We start from the raw sequence: 18,072 nt of genomic DNA, 5'->3' as shown, positions 1-18,072 counted from the left end.
ATGTATACAACAATAGAGGTAACGCTAAAACAAAATGTATGTTTTATAAAATTTAATCGAGAAGCTCAGTTAAATACAATTACTAAAGAAATGATACGAGAAATAAATGAAGTATTAGATACATATGAAACTCAAGTTTCTATAATTGTATTTGAAGGAGGAAAAGAGTACTTTTCTAATGGTGCAGATTTAGGACAGGTAGCTAATGCAACAGATGTAAGTGCAGTTCAAGACAATCATTCTGAAGATTTATATGATTTATGGATACGAATGAGCATGGGACCATATATTACAATTGCTTATGTAGAAGGAAGGGTAAATGCAGGAGGAATAGGCTTTGTAAGTGCTTGTGATATTGTTATTGCCAGTAAAGAAGCTAGATTTAGTTTATCAGAACTATTATTTGGTATATATCCGGCATGCGTATTGCCGTTTTTAATTAAAAGAGTGGGTGTTAAAAAAGCTAACTATTTTACATTAATGACGCAAGCAGTTACTTCAGTTAAAGCATTAGAATGGGGATTAGTAGATTGTGTTGAAGAGAAGAGCAGGAGTGGACTCAATCAACATTTAAGTAGGTTAAGGTATGTACCTAAGTATGGCATTATATCGTATAAACAATATATGCAGTCATACTATAAAGATTTACTAGAATCTAGAGAAGAAGCAATTACTGCTAATAAAAAGATGTTTACGCAATTGGAAGTAGTAGATGCCATAACTGATTTTGTGAAATTAGGAAAATATCCATGGCAACAAAAGCGATAAACGCTATAAAACTTTTATTAACTTGACTTTATTGAAGTCAAGTTAATAAAGGGGGAGAAGATTATGGACATAGAAAGATTTCTTGTACAGTTAGCAAATAGAGTAGGAGAAAGAGCTATAAAGGTTGAAGAACTACTCGATGAGAATGAAAATATAAATTTTGAGGTAATTATTGATAGATTTAGCCTAGAAGAGATATGCCCATATATAAAGTTAGAAGAAATAACCCCGGGGGTAATGTGTATAACTATTAATGATAGCATTAATAAAAATACATTTACTATGGAAGTGACATTTGGGCTTATGAAGGCTTTTGACTTAATTAATAAAAATGAGGAAATAAAGGTTGCCATTATTACAGGATATAGCAGTTATTTTGCTTGTGGAGGTAATCTAGAAGGAATGGAAGCAGTCTATGATGGTGAGATAGAATTAACGGATATCAATGTATTTAAATTACCATTGGAATGTAATGTGCCGGTAATAGCTGCTATGCAAGGTCATGCTTTAGGAAGTGGATTATGTTTTGGATTGTTTTGTGACTTTGTAGTATTAAGTAAAGAAAGTTACTATTCATGTAATCATATGAGCTATGGATTTACACCAGGTGAAGGAGCTACGTTAATTTTACCTATGAAATTTGGAAAACTATTAGGTGAAGAGATGTTGTTTAGTGGTAGAAGATATCGAGGAAGTGAATTAGAAAGTAGAAATGTACAATGCCCTGTAGTGCCAAGAAAAGAGGTAATAGATCGTGCGCTTAATCTGGCAAAACAATTGGTAAGTAAACCTCGCAAATCCTTAATATTACTTAAGGATTATATAACAAGTGATTTAAGGAAAAATCTAGATAGGGTTATAAAGGAAGAATGGGAACTACAAAAGAAAACACTTGTAAAAAATAATGAGGTAATAAGTAAAGTTAAAGGAAACTTTAGATTCGCTGAATATAAAAACGTTAATAGTAAAAAGTCTTATTTAGTTAAACTTAATAATCAAAAACAAGGTAAGCCAATTTTCTGGATTCATGGTGAAGGTGGAGGATTAGAAGGCTATCAAACTATAGCTAATACATGTACAAGACCTTTTTATGGTATAAGAATGAGTGACATAGGTAGAAGTGAAAAAGAATTTGAGGGAATTGAAACTAGGGCACAATTTTATGTAGAACTGATTAAGGAAATACAAAATGAGGGACCATATGATATAGGTGGGTATTCTTCTGGAGGAATTATTGCATATGAAGTAGTAAGATTATTACAACAAGAAGGTAAAGAAGTAAAAACATTATTTATGATTGACACACCATCTATACAGTATTTGAAAGATAATGAATTGAGCATTAAAGAAAAAATGCTATTAGGGGTTAATATGGCATTGATAGCAAGAAGCAGAGGAAAGACCACTAATTTTAGTGATGTAATTATTAGGAGTAAGGATGTTCAAAATAACATAACTGATGAAGAATATTTGAAGAAACTTATAGAATTAGGGTATCAAAAAGGTTTGAATAAGAATATTAATTCTAGTCAAATGTATGAAATGTTTTTATCTGGTGTAATGGGAAATAATAATTTAAATGAGGCACAGTTTAATTTGAAAAAATTGAAAGATGATGAGCATATTACTTGTTGTTATATAAAAAATACAGTAATTGATGGTGATAAAAAAGAAATAGACTATTGGAGTGAATGGAAAGGTTTATTTAAGCATTTTAATCAGATTGATACTCAATCAATAAGTGAAGCAACTGTTATATTTGAATCGGATGTAATAGAAAAAATTGTAGCATGTTGTGAACAGGTATATTAATAGGAGGAGTAACTATGATATTAGAGAGTAACACATTTAAAAATAATGAAATGATGCCAGATATTTGTAGTAATACACCAAAAGGGGAAAATGTATCGCCTCATCTTTCATGGAGAGATGTACCAACAGGAATTAAAACCTATTCAATAATTATGGAAGACAAAGCAATACCATTTTTCCCAATTATTCATTGGATGTTATACAACATTCCAGAAGTAATAAGAGAATTACCAGAAGGAATGAATAAACAAGGAATGATTAGTAATCAAATTAAACAGGGAAAAAATTGGAGAGGTCAAACTGAATATTATGGACCTAACCCTATGGGAGGAAAACATAAATATGAAATAAAGCTATATGGACTTAATTGTACTATTAGTGAAGAAGGTTTAGATAGTAAGACATTTTTAGGAAAATATAAAGACAATGTAGTTGTAGAGCAAAGTATTGTAGGATATTATGATAAAAATTAAGTGAATTAATAGAGTTTTAACTAGGAGGAGATAATATGAAAGAATTGAGATTTTCTAAGGATTTTTTAATGGGAACATCGGTAGCATCAGTAATGATTGAAGGTGGTAATAAAAATACTAACTGGTATAAATGGTGTGAAGACGGAAATATAAGAGATGGTTCACATATTATACGTGGTACAGATCACTGGAATAGATACGAAGAAGATATAGATATAATGAAACAATTATATAATGATACACATTGTATGACTATTGAATGGAGTAGAGTAGAAACTTCACGTGGTCATTATGATATGGAAGCTGTTAAATGTTATAGGAAGCAAATAGAAAAATTAATAGAATGTAATATAAGACCAGTGTTAGAAGTATTTCACTTTTCACAACCACAATGGTTTGACGATATGGGAGGGTGGCTTAATCCAGAATCAGTTCAATTATTTGTGGATTATACAAAATTTGTCATTGAGCAATTTGGAGATTTAGTTTCAGAATGGATTACATTTAATGATTTAAGTATGACATTATATTGTTGCTATTTATTAGGATGGTTTCCACCTGGAATGAAAGATGACAAAAAGGTTTATGCAGCTATGAGAAGTTGTGTAGAAGCCCATATTAAATGCTATGAGTTAATTCATAAGATTAGAAAGGAACGTAATTTTAAAGGAGAAACAAAAGTAGGAATTGCACACCACTTTAAAATCTACGATCCATATAAGAAGAATATTTTAAACAAGTTATCAAGTAGATTAATTAATTATATAACAGGAGATATGCTATTTCAGGCTTTAATGACTGGGAAAATGGGTAGACCTATAGGGAAAGGGGATTATCCTTTTGGAAAAGGCAGATTTTATGATTTTATAGGTGTTAACTATTGGACAAGAGAAATTGATAAGTTTGTATGGAAGCCAGATAGCTTGTTTTGCGAACAAGTTATTAATACTAACGGACATTTAACTGATGGTGGATGGGAGATATATCCAGAAGGTATTTATAGAGTATGTAAGGATGTTTATGAAAAATATCAAGCACCTATTTACATTATACAAAATGGGCTAAGAGAACCTGTTGATAAAGATCGTGCGTATATTATTAGTAAAAATTTAAAATATGTACATAAGTTAATAGAAGAAGGTATACCTGTTGAAAGATATTATATATGGTCATTAACTGATATATTTGAGTGTCATGAAGGTGAGAGCGCTAAATTAGGTATTGTTCATATAGATTTTGAAACACAAAAGCGTACAGTTAAGAAAAGTGGAGAGATGTACGGAGAAATTTGTAAAAATAAATGCATTACAGAAGAAATTATTAATAAATATTTAACTCCAGAACAAGTAAAGAGATTCAATGAGGACTAAATTAAAACTAAAATTAAATTAGAATGTGAAAAAGCGAATTGTTAGGGGGATATAGTTTGAATAAGACAAATGATGAAAGTAAAGAACTAAAGGAAAACTTTAAACTTTTACAGACTACATTTCTACAAAATGATAATGCGTTATTTTTTAATGTCAAACATGATATTAATGAAGAGGAAACTTACTATAATGTAGTAGCTGTTTTGGTGGGGATATTAAAGAAGTTAAATAATAACTCAGATTTTAATGTTTTAATGTATGAAGATAAAAAGAGAATATGTACAAATGAGATTCAAAAAGATTCTATAAAAGAATTAGGAAAACTTTTAAAAGAAAAAGGACAAGATGCTCAGGAAACATTTGAAGATATTTCAGTGGTATTGACAAACGGATCATTAGAGAATATTAGTAAAGTGCCTTATGAAATTGCCTTATCTGTACAAATATATAATGGACAAATCAAAATAGATTTTGATCTTAGAGGAAACAAAGTTTCACATCGTTCATTTGTAATATTGGCAAACTATATAACAGCATCTTTAGAATATGCAATTGCTAGAGACTTTGAGGAGAAAATAGATGAATGTCTATATATAGGAGAAGAAGAACAAACTAAGGCTATTGTTGCATATAATGATTCCAAATGTGAGTTTGATGATAAAATTAATATTGTACAAAGATTTTACAATAATTTAAATGAAGATATTAAGAAAAGAGTCGCTTTAAACTATGAAGGAAAGAAATATACATATAAGGAATTAGATGAATTAAGTAACTCAATTGCCAAAAAGCTTAAAGAAGACAAAATTAATGTTGGTGACACTGTAGGAATATTTATGGATAGAAGTGCTGAGTATATTATAGCTATCTTTGGAATATTAAAAGTTGGTGCTACATATTTACCTATGGATACAACATATCCTTTAAATCGTGTGAAAGCTATAATGGAAAAAAGTGAAGCCAAGGGAATTATAGCTTTCCAAAATAGTGAATTACATAAGGCAGATATAAATAATAAAATTTATGTTTATGAAGAGCTTGTAAGCCAGCCTGTAGCAGTATATCAAACAGATTATTCAGCTATTTCATCACAAAATAATGCTTATATGATTTTTACGTCTGGTTCTACAGGTACTCCAAAAGGAATTGCTATCAGACATATGAGTGTTATTAACTTAGTAGAATATATGAAGGGACAAATGTTTACTAAAGCTGCAGATAGGGATTTAAATGTAACTGTTGTAGCGGAGTTCGTGTTTGATGTTTCAGTAGGGCAAATTTTCTATACACTATTAACAGGAAGAACATTACATATCGTAAGTAAAGCTGCAAAGAAATCTATGGAGGAATTTACGTCTTTACTCAATAGAGAAAAAATTGATTTATCAGATATAACACCTGTATATTTTAGATTTTTAGTAGATTATCTTGAGGTACATAAAAAGAAGGTAAGATTACCTAGAAGAATAATTTGTGTAGGGGAAGCATTACCACTTGTATTAGTAGAGAGATTCTATAAATTAGAAGGAACAAAAGACGTTGTTATAGTAAACGGATATGGACCAACAGAAGCTTGTGTATATGCAACATATTTTGAATTAACATCAGAAAATGTAAAAAGATTGGACATGATGTCTATAGGAAAACCTTTATATAATATGCAAGCATATGTTTTAGATGAACATTTAAAATTATGTCCAATAGGTGTAGAAGGAGAGTTATATTTAGCAGGTGCTGGATTAGCAAAAGGATATGTTAATGAGCCTGAGATAACAAAAAAAGCATATATCCCTAATGTTTTTGAAAAAGGGGCTATGATGTATAAAACCGGAGACCTAGTAAAATGGGATGCAGATGGTAATATCAATTATATTGGACGTATAGATCGTCAAACTAAAATAAGAGGATTTAGAATTGAATTAGGGGAAATTGAAAAGAAGATTGAAAAATTAGATGAAGTTAGAGAAGCTGTAGTAGTAGTTAAAGAAGGGGATAACGGTAAGTTTTAGTAGCCTTTATTGAAAATAAAGATAAATTAACATTAGATACATTAAAGAATCATTTAAGAAATGAAATTCCAGAATATATGATGCCGTCTTACTTCGTTTTGGTAGAAAAATTACCAAGGAATTTAAATGGTAAGACAGATATAAAACAATTACCAGATTATAAATTACATGCAATGAAACAGGAATATAGTTTGGAAGATGAAAGAAAAGATGAAATCGATATTCAAGTAATTGAAATGTGTAAGGAAATAAATGAGTTCCCAATTATTAATATGCAAGATGACTTCTTTACAGTTGGTGGTAACTCATTAACATTATATATTTTATTAACACAAATATATAACAAATGGGGAGTGGAAATTAATACTTCTCAAATATATATGAAGAGTACAATAAGAGATATTTCCAATATTATTAAAGAGAAAATTAATACTAAAGATGATAAGACGGAAATGACGTTAAGTAATCAAAAAGAATATTGGGTATCAAAATTACAAGGTTATTTGATTAATTCAGAAGTTAATCTTAATAAGAAGAGAGATACAAAAGGTATAAGTGAGTATCCTACAACTAATATGATTTATAGTATATACTCTGATAAGTATATTGAAGATAAGAAATTACAAAAGGCGATTGCATGTGTTGTTGAAAGACATGAAATGTTAAGAACAACTATTAATAAGAATAAGAAGCGCTATGCTTTAACAGTATATCCTGATGTACAAAATTATTATCAATATATAAAGATTGATGAAGAATTATCAGATGAAGTAATTAAAACATATGTAAAAGGATTTGATATAGAACAATTACCACTCTTTAACTTATATTTAATAGAGGATAGAAGTGGTAAGCAAGCTATATTATTTAATATTAGTCATACAATATTTGACTTTATGTCATTTAATATTTTCATTAATGATTTAATGGCCAGTTACAATGATGTAGAACTAAGACCTTTAGATATTACATATAAGGAATATATGGTATGGCAAGCTAAAGAAAAAAACGTAGAATTAGAAGAGTTTTGGCGTAAATATTTAAGGAATAGACCACGTAGTATTAGGTTTATAGAGAAAAAGGGAACACCATTAAACTATGAAAAAGATACATTTGGAACAGTTAAGTTTGAAATTAAGGAAGAAGTATGCGATAGATTAAGAGAATTATGTAATAAACATAGGTTTACTGAGTACATATTTATCTTATCAGCATTGAGTTTATTGTTGAAAAATGAAACAGGAGAAAAGGATATAATTATTGGAAGTCATATGCCAGGACGAAATTCTAGTAGAATAAATCAGCTTATAGGATTATTTACAACTGCATTGCCAATAAGAATTAATATGCAAAGGGAAAGAAATGTAGTAGATTTTATAGACGATAATAGTAAGATGTTCACAGAAGTTCTACAATATCAAGAAACATCTATATGGGATATTATGAGATATCTAGATTTTGAGGACTTTAAAAAAGGTGCACTATATGATGTATTCTTTAATTATGAGATTTTATATAAAAATAAAATTTCATATGATCAACGAACGATCAGTATTCATGCATTAGATAAGACAGTTGAAGTATATCCAATATATTTCAGAGCATTAGATATGGGAGATAAAATTAAATTCGATGTTGTATATAATGAAACGCTTTATACAAAAAAATACATAGAAGGATTAGTTGGAAAATTCAATGAATGCATTAGCACGATGCTAGATAATGTATAAAATATGTTGATTATATTTTTTTATTTTTGTAAAATAGATATTGAATTATAAAAAATTTTAAAATAAAAATAAATTATATTAAAAACCAACTAGTTTAAAAAATGCTGTATGATTTGTTAAAGAAATTAAAGGAGGAAAATAAGATGAGTAAAGATGAAATTTTTAAAGTAATATTAGAAAATGCAGATGAGGTTTTAGGTGATGTAGAATTTGATGAAGTCACAATGGAACAAAGTCTTAAAGATTTAGGAGCAAACTCTATTGATCGCGTTGAAATTGTTACAATGGTTGCAGAACAATTAAACGTTGAATTATTACCACAAGAGTTAGGAAAAGTCAGCAATATTAGTAGTTTAGTGGAATTAATAGCTTCAAAATTTTAGTAGATATTAATAAGTATAGGGAGAAGACTGAAATGAGAGAAGAAATATTCATTACAGGAATGGGAATAATAAGTTCTGTAGGTAATAATGTTGCAACTTTCAAAGAAGCATTACTGAATGGAAAAAATAATATACAGTATGATAAAGAAATGAGTAAAACGTTAAATAAGGATATAGTTAGTGCAAAGATAGCATTAGATACTTATGGAGAGATGCTTGTAGATGAAACTAGAAGCCTTACTAGATATAAAGACTATGCGCTTAAATCTGGTAAGAGAGAGTCAATGCTCGTTCAGTCTTCTATATTAGCTTGTATGGAAGCTTGGAAACAAGCTGGTTTCGAAGAAAATAAGGTCGATTTAGAAAGAATAGGAATAGTTATAGCAGGACATAATATGAGCCAACTATATAGCTATAATAACTATAAAAAATATAATGACCAACTAGCGTACCTTAACCCACGATATGCACTTCAATATATGGATACTAATTTAATTGGAGTTATAAGTGATATATTTAGAATTAAAGGTGAAAGTATGACTGTAGGAGGAGCATCAGCTACAGGGAATATGGGGCTTATAAAGGCATGTGATGCAATAGAATTAGGTAGATTAGATAAGTGTATGATAATTGCACCTGTAACAGAGTTGTCACCATTTGAAATTCAAGCATTTTTAAGTATTGGTGCATTAGGGGGAAGAAGTTTTGGGGCTAGCCCATCATTAGCTTCAAGGCCTTTTGATATTAATCATGAAGGATTTATCTATGGACAGGCGACGGCTTGTGTAATTATAGAATCAAAAAAATCTGTAGAAGATAGAAAGGCTAAGGCATTAGCTCAGATAATGGGAAGTGCAATATGTTTAAATCCTAGCAAATTAAGTGAGCCAAGTTTAGATGCAGAAATCAATGTAATGGAAAAAGCTTTGAATAATGCGGGTATAAATAAAGAAGAGATTGATTACATAAATGCTCATGGTTCATCTTCTAAACTGGGAGATGAAATAGAGGCACAAGCGATAGAAAAAGTGTTTGAAGACTTTTTAGCACATATATATGTCAATTCAACAAAGGGAATAAGTGGACATTGTTTACAATCAGCAGGCTTGGTAGAAACTATTGCAACAGTTATACAATTAAATTACGATTTTATACATGGAAATAATAATATAGTAGAACCTATAAGTAACAAAATAAGATTTTCCCCACAAGAAGGTGTGGAAAATAAGATTAAATTTGCTATGAATAACTCTTTTGCATTTGGAGGAATAAATACTAGTATAATCTTAAAGGACGCATTGTAAATTTCGTTTAATAAAAGAAGCAAAGAATAGAGTTAAGTAATAAAGATTAGGGAGGAAATGGAATGAAAGCACGCTATTTTTTATTAGGCTTGATGTGTGCCAGTATAGTAGTTGGATGCAGCAATACAACAAATACGGCAGCAGATAGTGAAACAGCTAATGTATCTGCGGAAAAAGTAGAAAGTAATAAAGAGACTGTAGCAAAAGAAATAGAAGTTGATGCATATGTAACAATTCCTAAAAGTCAACAGATATATGTTGATTTTCCTGTTACAATCACAGATATAAAAGTTAAAGAGGGGCAAAAAGTAAACAAAGGCGATGTGTTATTTGTATTCGATGATTCTGAGTATAAAGCAGAGATAGAAAAACAGAAAAATACAATAGAAGAAATACAAGTAGAAATTGAGAGATTAGAATCAGTAACTAATCCTAGTGTATTAGAGATTGCAGAATTAGAAGATGAATTAGGCTTAAAGCAGAGTTATAAAGCTAATGGTACAAATCCTGATATAAAAATGTTGGAAAATGAATTAGCAGTTCAAAAAGTAGATTTAAAAGCATTAGAAGATAAGTTGGCTATGCAGAAAAATATATTAGAAGTCGGTGGAACAAGTCAGGAAGAAATAAATGCATTAGAGGATCAAATAAGTTCTAAAAATGAAGGTATAAGTAAAATAAAAACTAATATACATAAACTTGAAGAAAGTGAAAGCTTAGAAATAAGTAATTTACAGAAACAAATAGAAGGAAAGAGAATGCAAGTTTCTCAAGATGATAGTACAACTGCTTATGGAATTAAGGCACAAAAGGTTAAGTTAAAGACAGCACAATTAGAGCTTAAGTTAATGGAAGAAAAGTTAAAACAACTAGGTATTAAAGATAATACAATTATTGCAGTAAATGATAATAGTATTATATATGATATTGATTGCTTAAAAGAACAAAAAGTGACATCAGAAAATACTTTAGCAAAATGTATGAAAGTTGAAGATTTAGTTGTAACAGCAGAGGTACCATCTGAAGATATTGCTGATGTTAAAGAAGGCGATAATGTAATCCTAGATGTCTACTCAGAAAAGAATGCTAATATTAATGGAAAAGTAAAACGAATTTCTAATAATGCTAAAGAAAAAGATGGGGATACTATTGTAGAGGTTGAAGTAGAAGTATTAGAAGGAAAAGATTTATTAAAAGTAGGATCTAAACTGGATGCCACTGTTCAAATTATGAAATAGATCAGGGGTGAAGATATGTCAATATTTTTTAAGTACATACTAAAAAGTATGATAGAAAAAAAAGGAAGGTTTTTCTTGCTTTTAATAGCAATTGCTTTAAGTACTGGATTGTTTGTAGGAAGTTTAGGTGTCACAGATGTAGCTACATATACAGTAACTAAAACAGCACTAGAAACAGCGGATGGTAAGGAAGTTAGTATAATCTCGGACACTGAGAATCCAACCTTTAAATTGAGTAGTATAAAACAGGATACAATAGAGAGTTTAAATCCTCAAATATATACCAAAGCTACAAGTGGTAAAGATGATGAATTAAGCATTACTATATATGGGCGTGAAAATGAATATATTAATACGGATAGAATAATAAATCAAGTAGATTTAACTCATTTTGTAGGTAAAAAAGTTATTATTTCTAAAAGAATTAGTGAAGTATACGGATGGAATATAGGGGATACATTTGAATTAAAATTATCTAACAACAAAAAATTTGAAGTAGAAGTGTATGCTATTACAAGTAATGAAGGTATATTCTATTCTGATCAAAAAAATAATTTTACAGTAATTACACCGTATAAATGGATTGCTAGCAAGATAGGAATGCAAGGTGGTTATAATTACTTAACTGCTAATAGTGTAAAAGGTAAAATAAGCGATACTGTAGAAATATTTAATGACCAAAATCGAAGGTTTAAAGCTACAGCCTTATATAATGAAGAAAGTATTGCATCATATGTAGGACAGTTAACTTCTGTATTCTATGCAATGCTAGTAATAATCGTATTAATAAGTGCTATTATCATATATAGTTCATTTAAGTTGATAATTACAGAACGTTTAACTGTAATAGGAACCTTTTTAAGTCAAGGTGCTACAAAATCTATGATTAAGAGGATACTTTATATAGAAAGTATTCTTTATGCAATAATTGCTACAATAGTAGGAGATGCAATAGGAAGATTAATAGTACAAGTAGCTAATTATATGATGTCACCATTAAGAGAATATGGTATTATAGAAGAATTAAATTTTAATGAGGAATATTATATTGCAGGATTAATATTTGCAGTTGTATTATCTGTAGCTTCTTCTTTTATACCAATACTTAATATAAATAAACTACAAATTAAAGAATTAATACTGAATAATGTATCAGACACCAAAGATATAAAATGGTTAAAAAGTATAATTGGGATAATTATTGTAGGTGGCATTGCTGTAGTAAATATGAGCAATGATCCAGGAATAAAAAGTTTAAGCCCTATATTTATAATATTAGCAACAGCAGGAGTTATTATGCTGATGCCTAAAGTGATTAGCACTATATCGAATTTAGTATTCAAAAGGACAAAAGGAATGATTCCGATAGCAAGTATTGCATTTAATAATGTAAGTACTTCAAAAATATTATTAGGTAATATTACATTAATGTTTATAGCAATGTTAACTGTTATTTCTATAAGCTCATTGGGCGCAAGTATGGCAGTGGCAATACGTGAAGGATATCAGAAGCTTAATTATGATTTATGTATTGATACAACTGCTGTAAACTCAGTTTATTCAATGGAAACGGTTAGAAGTATACTAAAAAATGAAAGAGATATAGTTCGAAGTTCTTTACAAGAATTATATATTCAAGAAGGAAAAGTTGATGGCAATGTAGTTAGTGTAGTAGGAATAGATGAGAAGAAATATTTAGATTTTAACGAGTACTTCCCTTGGAAGGAAAAAGATTATGCTGATGCTTTTGAAGCATTTAAAACAGGAAATAGCAAAGCTGTTATTATCTCAACAAGGGCAGCTGACCTATTAGGAACACAAATTGGAGATACTATTGAAACTGAGATAAATGAAGAAAAGGGTAATTTTACAATTGTAGGTATAATTGAGGGAAAACTTTTTCAAAATGGTGTGTTTATAATGGCTAAGAATGATACACTAGAGAGAAAATTTAATGTAAAGATACCAAGTCAAATATATGTAAGAATAAAAGATGATCCTAAAAAAGTACAAGAAGAGGTTAGTAAAGATATTAGTAAAGAAGGTGCAGTAGTAAATACATATCAAGAGAGTGTAGAACTAAGTATCGAACAAACAAAGCAATTAGTAACAATCATGAATATATTTGCTTTCATGGGAATAATAATCAGTGCTTTGGGTGTAGTTAATAATATTGGGATTAGTTTTATTCAACGTAAGAAAAGTATGGTTGTATTAAGTTCGTTAGGAATGACGATGCAGCAGAGAAATAAGATGCTGTTAATAGAATCAATATTTACTGTTATTTGGCCAATGATGTTTATATTGCTGTATGCTAAGTTAGCCTTACTATTGCTTTCAAGATTTATGTGGATTGCAGGATTTGAAATGGATATAAGATTAAATGAAGGTATACTACCACAAATGGCAGTTGTTTCTGGAATAGTTGTAGCAATTGCAACGATTCCTGTACTTATTAGGAATAGAAGATTTAAGATAGTAGAAGAACTAAAATTTGAATAAAATTCGATATGCATAGAGATTGTGGCTTATATAGGAGGGAAAAATGAATACTATAGAAGTAATCAATTTAAAGAAAGACTTTAGTATAGGCAAAGAATCTATTAGTGTTTTAAAAGAAATTAGTTTTAATATCCAAAAAGAAGATTTTGTTTCTATAATGGGGCCATCAGGATGTGGAAAATCTACATTATTATATATTTTAGGTGGACTAGATAAGCCAACAGATGGTGTAATAAAAGTTAATGGTAAAGACTTAAATAAGCTAAGTGAAAAACAAAAGAGTATTATGAAAAGAAGAGAAATGGGGTTTGTGTTCCAATTTTATAATTTGGTACCTAATTTATCTGTGGAAGATAATATTCTCTTACCTATAATACTGGATAAAAAAGGACTTAAAAAGTATAAAAAGAAATTAGATGATATACTAGATATTATTGAACTAAATAATAAAAGAAAAAATACACCAAGAGAACTATCTGGTGGTCAACAACAAAGGGTGGCAATAGCAAGAGCATTGGTTTTTGAGCCGGAAATCATATTAGCCGATGAGCCAATAGGAAATCTAGATTCAAAAACTGGTACAGAAATTATGAAGTTATTTAAAGAAATTAATAAAGAATTTAAAACAACAATTGTACAAGTAACTCACTCTGAAGAATCAGCTTACTATGGAAATAAGATTATTAGATTAAAGGATGGAGTTATCTTAAGAGAAGAAGTAGTAAAAGAGTCAATTAGATTATAAAGAATATTAAAAAACAAAATACTCCAGTTTACACCTTGGGTTGTAAAATGGAGTATTTTACTTTATATTTATTGACTGCATTGTTCCATTGTCTCTTTATTCCATGGTGCTAAATTTTCAAGCTCTAAATCTGACATTTCTTCAGAGGGTCTTTTTCTCAGAAGATATTCTAGGTATTTATAGATGTTTAAATTGTTAGCTTTTGCTATTTCAACCATGCTATACACTATGGCACTTGCCTCAGCTCCAGCTGTTGAATCACTAAATAACCAGTTTTTACGCCCTACGGTAAATGGGCGGATTGCATTTTCACTTAAATTATTAGAAAAGCTACAACGACCATCCTCAAGATATGTTTCCAGATAGGGTCTTCGATTCACTACATACTGTACAGCTTTATCCATCCGACTATTACGTACTGGATGCTGATTTTCTATCCATGACCAAAAAGCCTCTAGAATCGGTTTTTCTTTCTGGAGACGCATTTCTTTAATTTTTTCATGTGAGTATCCTTTCTTTTTAAAAGAATCCTCATACTGAAAAAGCCTATTACAAAACTCAACCCCTTGAACAGCGGGATTACTATAATCGTATTGATGGCCTTTAGGCACTGCATCAATCATATATCGGCGCACATGTGCCCAACAACAGCAACGTTTTATATCAGGTACTTTATTATATCCCTGATAACCATCACAAGCTAAATAGCCTTGAAAACCTTTTAGAAATGTTGCCGCATGCTCACCAGATCTTGTTTGACTATACTCATACAAGATAATCTTCTCAAGTCCATCTTCGCCTGAACGATATAACCACATAAAAGAATCCGTTTCTGCTTTGCGGTCTTTTTCGTTTAAAACTTGGATTCTTGTTTCATCGGCCATAATGAACTTTCGTTGTAATAGCTTGCGATGGAAATAATCATACATGGGTTTAAAGTAGTGCATGGCACAATAAATAACCCAGTGTGCAAGCGTATTGCGGGTAAGCTCTATGCCATACTGTTTCCAGTCCTTTTCTTGACGATATAATGGTAACCCATTAGCATATTTTTGATACATGGTCCATGCCACAGCTGTAGAGGATGCAAGACTATGTTTAATGAGTGCTTGTTCCTTAGGTGCTTTGATGATGACAGGTATGTCTTCTTCTTTACATGCTGGACATGCATAATGCACACTATAGTATTTCTTTACTTTTACTTGAGCAGGAATATATTCTAGTTCGTGACGGATAAATTCCTTTCCGATTACTTCAAGTTTTGTCCCACATTCTGGACAAAACTGTTCTTCATCTTGTAATACAATAGGTACCTCTTCAACAGGTATGCCTTTTAACTTTTCTTCTAAAGTCGTTTTGGATTTACGTTTATGACTCTTTACACTGATCTCTTCTGGAGTTTCTTTAGTTTCCTGAGCTACTTCATGTTCAGCTTCATTAAATAAGTTAATCTGCCCATCCACTTCACTATGTCGACGTTCACTAGATGTGCCGAATAGTTTTTTGGTCAGATAATCTATTTGTTCTTTTAAAACAGATTTTTCACGTCATTATTGACCCTGATGTTGATGTCATCTAGTAAGATTTCAATGGAAGCCTCCATATCTTGTACAAGAGGTTGTTTGATAGATTTCGAACTTCTTTTGATAACCGTTTGTGTATCAGAAACAATATCCACTTGCACTACATCTTGAGATGTGGCTGTAGGATAGGATGAGGTTTGAGATTTAGGAGTAATCGTACATGCCTCAGTTCTTAATTTACTAATCCAACTGTAAAAAGTACTAGGATTAATGTTATTTTCCTTGCACCAACGGTAGTCTGAAAGACCACTTTGACGACATTCATTAATTAATTTCAGTTTTTCCTGGAGATTGATTCTCCTATTTGCCATAAAAATGCCTCCTCATAATTGTAGTAAAATGTTCCACCTTTGAAAAATTTCAAAATTAAGACCGGAGTAAAATGCTCTAACATTTGATTACTTCAATTATGCAGACAAATATATGACCTGTAAATCCGCCCTAATTATTGATTGCTTACGAGGCAGGATACCTAAGAATAGAAAATGCTTATTAAAAAATAAAAGCCTTAGATCTGAGATAAGTAATTATTCAAAGGTTATAAAAGCAAGAGCTATGTATAGAGTAAATCAGTAATGCATGTTTAGTTTAATCTGCTGTTTGGTATATTAGCAAATGAGATAATAATTTAATGACAAGATTTTCATATTGATTTAAATTTATAAATATAGTTTAATAAGAACATGTTCAGCAAACGAAGTATTGCAAACATAAAAAGGGCTAAGCCCTTTAATATTATGACTATAAATTGATAATAAAAGTAAGGGTTTTATAGTATATTTGCCTTTTCCAACATTAAGCAAAAAAAAACTAAAAAAAAACCTTGAAAAAAAGAAGTTTATAGTGTATACTCAATTATGTTGTGACATTGGGAACTAAGATCCGGAAGGTTACCGCTGAAAAGTGAATTTCCGGGGAGCGAATGTCAGGTTCATGAAACCAGACGGCAGGTCACTGTACTATATTGAATAGATGTAGGTGTATTCGTAAAAGTACGAAACGGCTTGGCAATTTTGTTGCGAGTTTATGCCTAAAACATCAATCGCGTGTACAGTCACCACTAGTCGTACTAGGTTTACAAAAAGTACGAAAAGGAGGGGACTTTTTTTATGGCAAGTCAAAAAATCCGTATTACATTAAAAGCTTATGATCACAAATTGATCGATCAAACAGCTGCACAAATCGTAGAAATCGCTAAAAAAACTGGTGCTCAAGTTAGTGGACCAATTCCACTTCCAACTAAAAAGGAAGTTATCACTATTCTACGTGCTGTACACAAATACAAAGATTCTCGTGAGCAATTCGAACAAAGAACTCACAAAAGACTTATCGATGTTGAAGCTACACCAAAAACTGGCGAGGCTTTAATGAGAATTGATTTACCAGCTGGTGTTGATATCAAAGTTGATGCTAAATAATTAATTTTGAACAACTCCATAAAATGGACGGTTAATAATCGTCTAGGATGATTGCCTTAGTTGGTAATCCGCTGTAGATATTAGGAGGTGCAAGAGCATGAAAAAAGCTATTATGGCTAAAAAAATTGGTATGACTCAAATTTTTGATGAACACGCTAACTTAATTCCTGTAACAGTTTTAGAAGCAGGTCCTTGTGTTGTTACTCAAAAGAAAACTATTGAAAACGATGGATACGAAGCTATCCAAGTTGGTTTCGGTGAAGTTAAATCTAAACACGTAATCAAACCTATGGCTGGTCACTTCGCTAAAGCTGGTGTTGAAGCTAAAAAATTCGTTAAAGAATTTAGATTAGAAGACATCGCTGCTTACGAAGTAGGTACAGAAATTAAAGCTGATATCTTTGCTGCTGGAGAAAAAGTAGATGTTACTGGTACTTCAAAAGGTAAAGGTTATCAAGGTGCAATTAAAAAATACAACCAATCTCGTGGACCAATGGGTCACGGTTCTAAATCACACAGAGTAGCTGGTTCTATGGGTGCTGCAACAAGCCCAGGACGCGTTATGAAAGGTAAAGGCCTTCCATCACACATGGGATGCGTACAAGTTACAGTACAGAATCTTGAAGTTGCTCGCGTAGATGCAGACAAAAACTTAATCTTAGTAAAAGGTGCAGTACCAGGTCCTAAAGGTACAGTAATCACTATCAAAGATAGTTGCAAAGCTTAAGGATACCGGG

15 protein-coding genes and 1 pseudogene are annotated in these 18,072 nt (G+C 30.6%); 14 read left to right on the top strand and 2 right to left on the bottom strand.

Annotation, left to right across the window (positions count from 1 at the left end; translation table 11 throughout):
* The 12 genes and pseudogenes from JCM14822_RS03085 (at position 1) to JCM14822_RS03035 (ending at position 14,334) form a co-directional block, all read left to right on the top strand.
* The gene (locus JCM14822_RS03085) at positions 1-768 is read left to right on the top strand and encodes an enoyl-CoA hydratase/isomerase (RefSeq protein WP_054739554.1); all 768 of its coding nucleotides are present in this window, start codon (positions 1-3) and stop codon (positions 766-768) included.
* 63 nt (positions 769-831) lie between these two features.
* On the top strand, positions 832-2,580 hold the full coding sequence (locus JCM14822_RS18960; protein ID WP_083461233.1) for a polyketide synthase: 1,749 nt from the start codon (positions 832-834) through the stop codon (positions 2,578-2,580).
* Between the two features lie 14 nt (positions 2,581-2,594).
* A complete protein-coding gene (locus JCM14822_RS03075; protein ID WP_054739552.1) occupies positions 2,595-3,053 on the top strand; it encodes a YbhB/YbcL family Raf kinase inhibitor-like protein in 459 nt (152 codons plus the stop codon).
* Positions 3,054-3,088: 35 nt separating this feature from the next.
* Positions 3,089-4,423, top strand: a complete 1,335-nt coding sequence (locus JCM14822_RS03070) for a glycoside hydrolase family 1 protein (protein WP_054739550.1) — start codon at positions 3,089-3,091, stop codon at positions 4,421-4,423.
* 56 nt (positions 4,424-4,479) lie between these two features.
* The gene (locus tag JCM14822_RS03065; protein WP_054739548.1) at positions 4,480-6,432 is read left to right on the top strand and encodes an amino acid adenylation domain-containing protein; all 1,953 of its coding nucleotides are present in this window, start codon (positions 4,480-4,482) and stop codon (positions 6,430-6,432) included.
* Between the two features lie 8 nt (positions 6,433-6,440).
* Positions 6,441-6,506 (top strand): annotated as a pseudogene (locus JCM14822_RS24765) (hypothetical protein); the annotation flags it as partial.
* Between the two features lie 6 nt (positions 6,507-6,512).
* A complete protein-coding gene (locus tag JCM14822_RS03060) occupies positions 6,513-8,162 on the top strand; it encodes a condensation domain-containing protein (protein WP_054739546.1) in 1,650 nt (549 codons plus the stop codon).
* A 143-nt stretch (positions 8,163-8,305) separates the two neighbouring features.
* Positions 8,306-8,545 (top strand): phosphopantetheine-binding protein, encoded by a 240-nt coding sequence (locus tag JCM14822_RS03055; protein WP_054739544.1) that lies wholly within the window; start codon positions 8,306-8,308, stop codon positions 8,543-8,545.
* A 32-nt stretch (positions 8,546-8,577) separates the two neighbouring features.
* Positions 8,578-9,849, top strand: coding sequence for a beta-ketoacyl synthase N-terminal-like domain-containing protein (locus tag JCM14822_RS03050; protein WP_054739542.1), 1,272 nt, complete (start codon positions 8,578-8,580; stop codon positions 9,847-9,849).
* Positions 9,850-9,911: 62 nt separating this feature from the next.
* The gene (locus JCM14822_RS03045) at positions 9,912-11,087 is read left to right on the top strand and encodes an HlyD family secretion protein (protein ID WP_054739540.1); all 1,176 of its coding nucleotides are present in this window, start codon (positions 9,912-9,914) and stop codon (positions 11,085-11,087) included.
* Positions 11,088-11,162: 75 nt separating this feature from the next.
* Positions 11,163-13,589 carry an ABC transporter permease gene (locus tag JCM14822_RS03040; RefSeq protein WP_172674754.1) on the top strand — a complete coding sequence of 809 codons (2,427 nt, stop codon included), beginning with the start codon at positions 11,163-11,165 and terminating at the stop codon, positions 13,587-13,589.
* 43 nt (positions 13,590-13,632) lie between these two features.
* Positions 13,633-14,334, top strand: coding sequence for an ABC transporter ATP-binding protein (locus JCM14822_RS03035; RefSeq protein WP_054739535.1), 702 nt, complete (start codon positions 13,633-13,635; stop codon positions 14,332-14,334).
* A gap of 68 nt (positions 14,335-14,402) precedes the next feature.
* Here JCM14822_RS03035 and tnpC read toward each other — a convergent pair whose 3' ends face one another.
* Complete coding sequence (gene tnpC, locus JCM14822_RS03030) at positions 14,403-15,845, bottom strand: IS66 family transposase (RefSeq protein ID WP_242861380.1); 1,443 nt, start codon at positions 15,843-15,845, stop codon at positions 14,403-14,405.
* 17 nt (positions 15,846-15,862) lie between these two features.
* Positions 15,863-16,228 (bottom strand): IS66 family insertion sequence element accessory protein TnpA, encoded by a 366-nt coding sequence (gene tnpA, locus JCM14822_RS19905; protein ID WP_054739531.1) that lies wholly within the window; start codon positions 16,226-16,228, stop codon positions 15,863-15,865.
* 798 nt (positions 16,229-17,026) lie between these two features.
* On the opposite strand from tnpA, the gene rpsJ reads away from it, so the two are divergent.
* Both rpsJ and rplC read left to right on the top strand, forming a co-directional pair.
* A complete protein-coding gene (gene rpsJ / locus JCM14822_RS03020; RefSeq protein WP_054739529.1) occupies positions 17,027-17,335 on the top strand; it encodes a 30S ribosomal protein S10 in 309 nt (102 codons plus the stop codon).
* 97 nt (positions 17,336-17,432) lie between these two features.
* The gene (gene rplC / locus JCM14822_RS03015; protein WP_054739526.1) at positions 17,433-18,062 is read left to right on the top strand and encodes a 50S ribosomal protein L3; all 630 of its coding nucleotides are present in this window, start codon (positions 17,433-17,435) and stop codon (positions 18,060-18,062) included.
* The last annotated feature ends 10 nt before the right edge of the window (positions 18,063-18,072 follow it).

Source organism: Cellulosilyticum ruminicola JCM 14822 (genome assembly GCF_001311925.1).
Classification (GTDB): Bacteria; Bacillota; Clostridia; order Lachnospirales; family Cellulosilyticaceae; genus Cellulosilyticum; species Cellulosilyticum ruminicola.
Note: the sequence above shows the minus strand (reverse complement) of the source record. Positions and strands in the feature narration are given on the sequence as shown.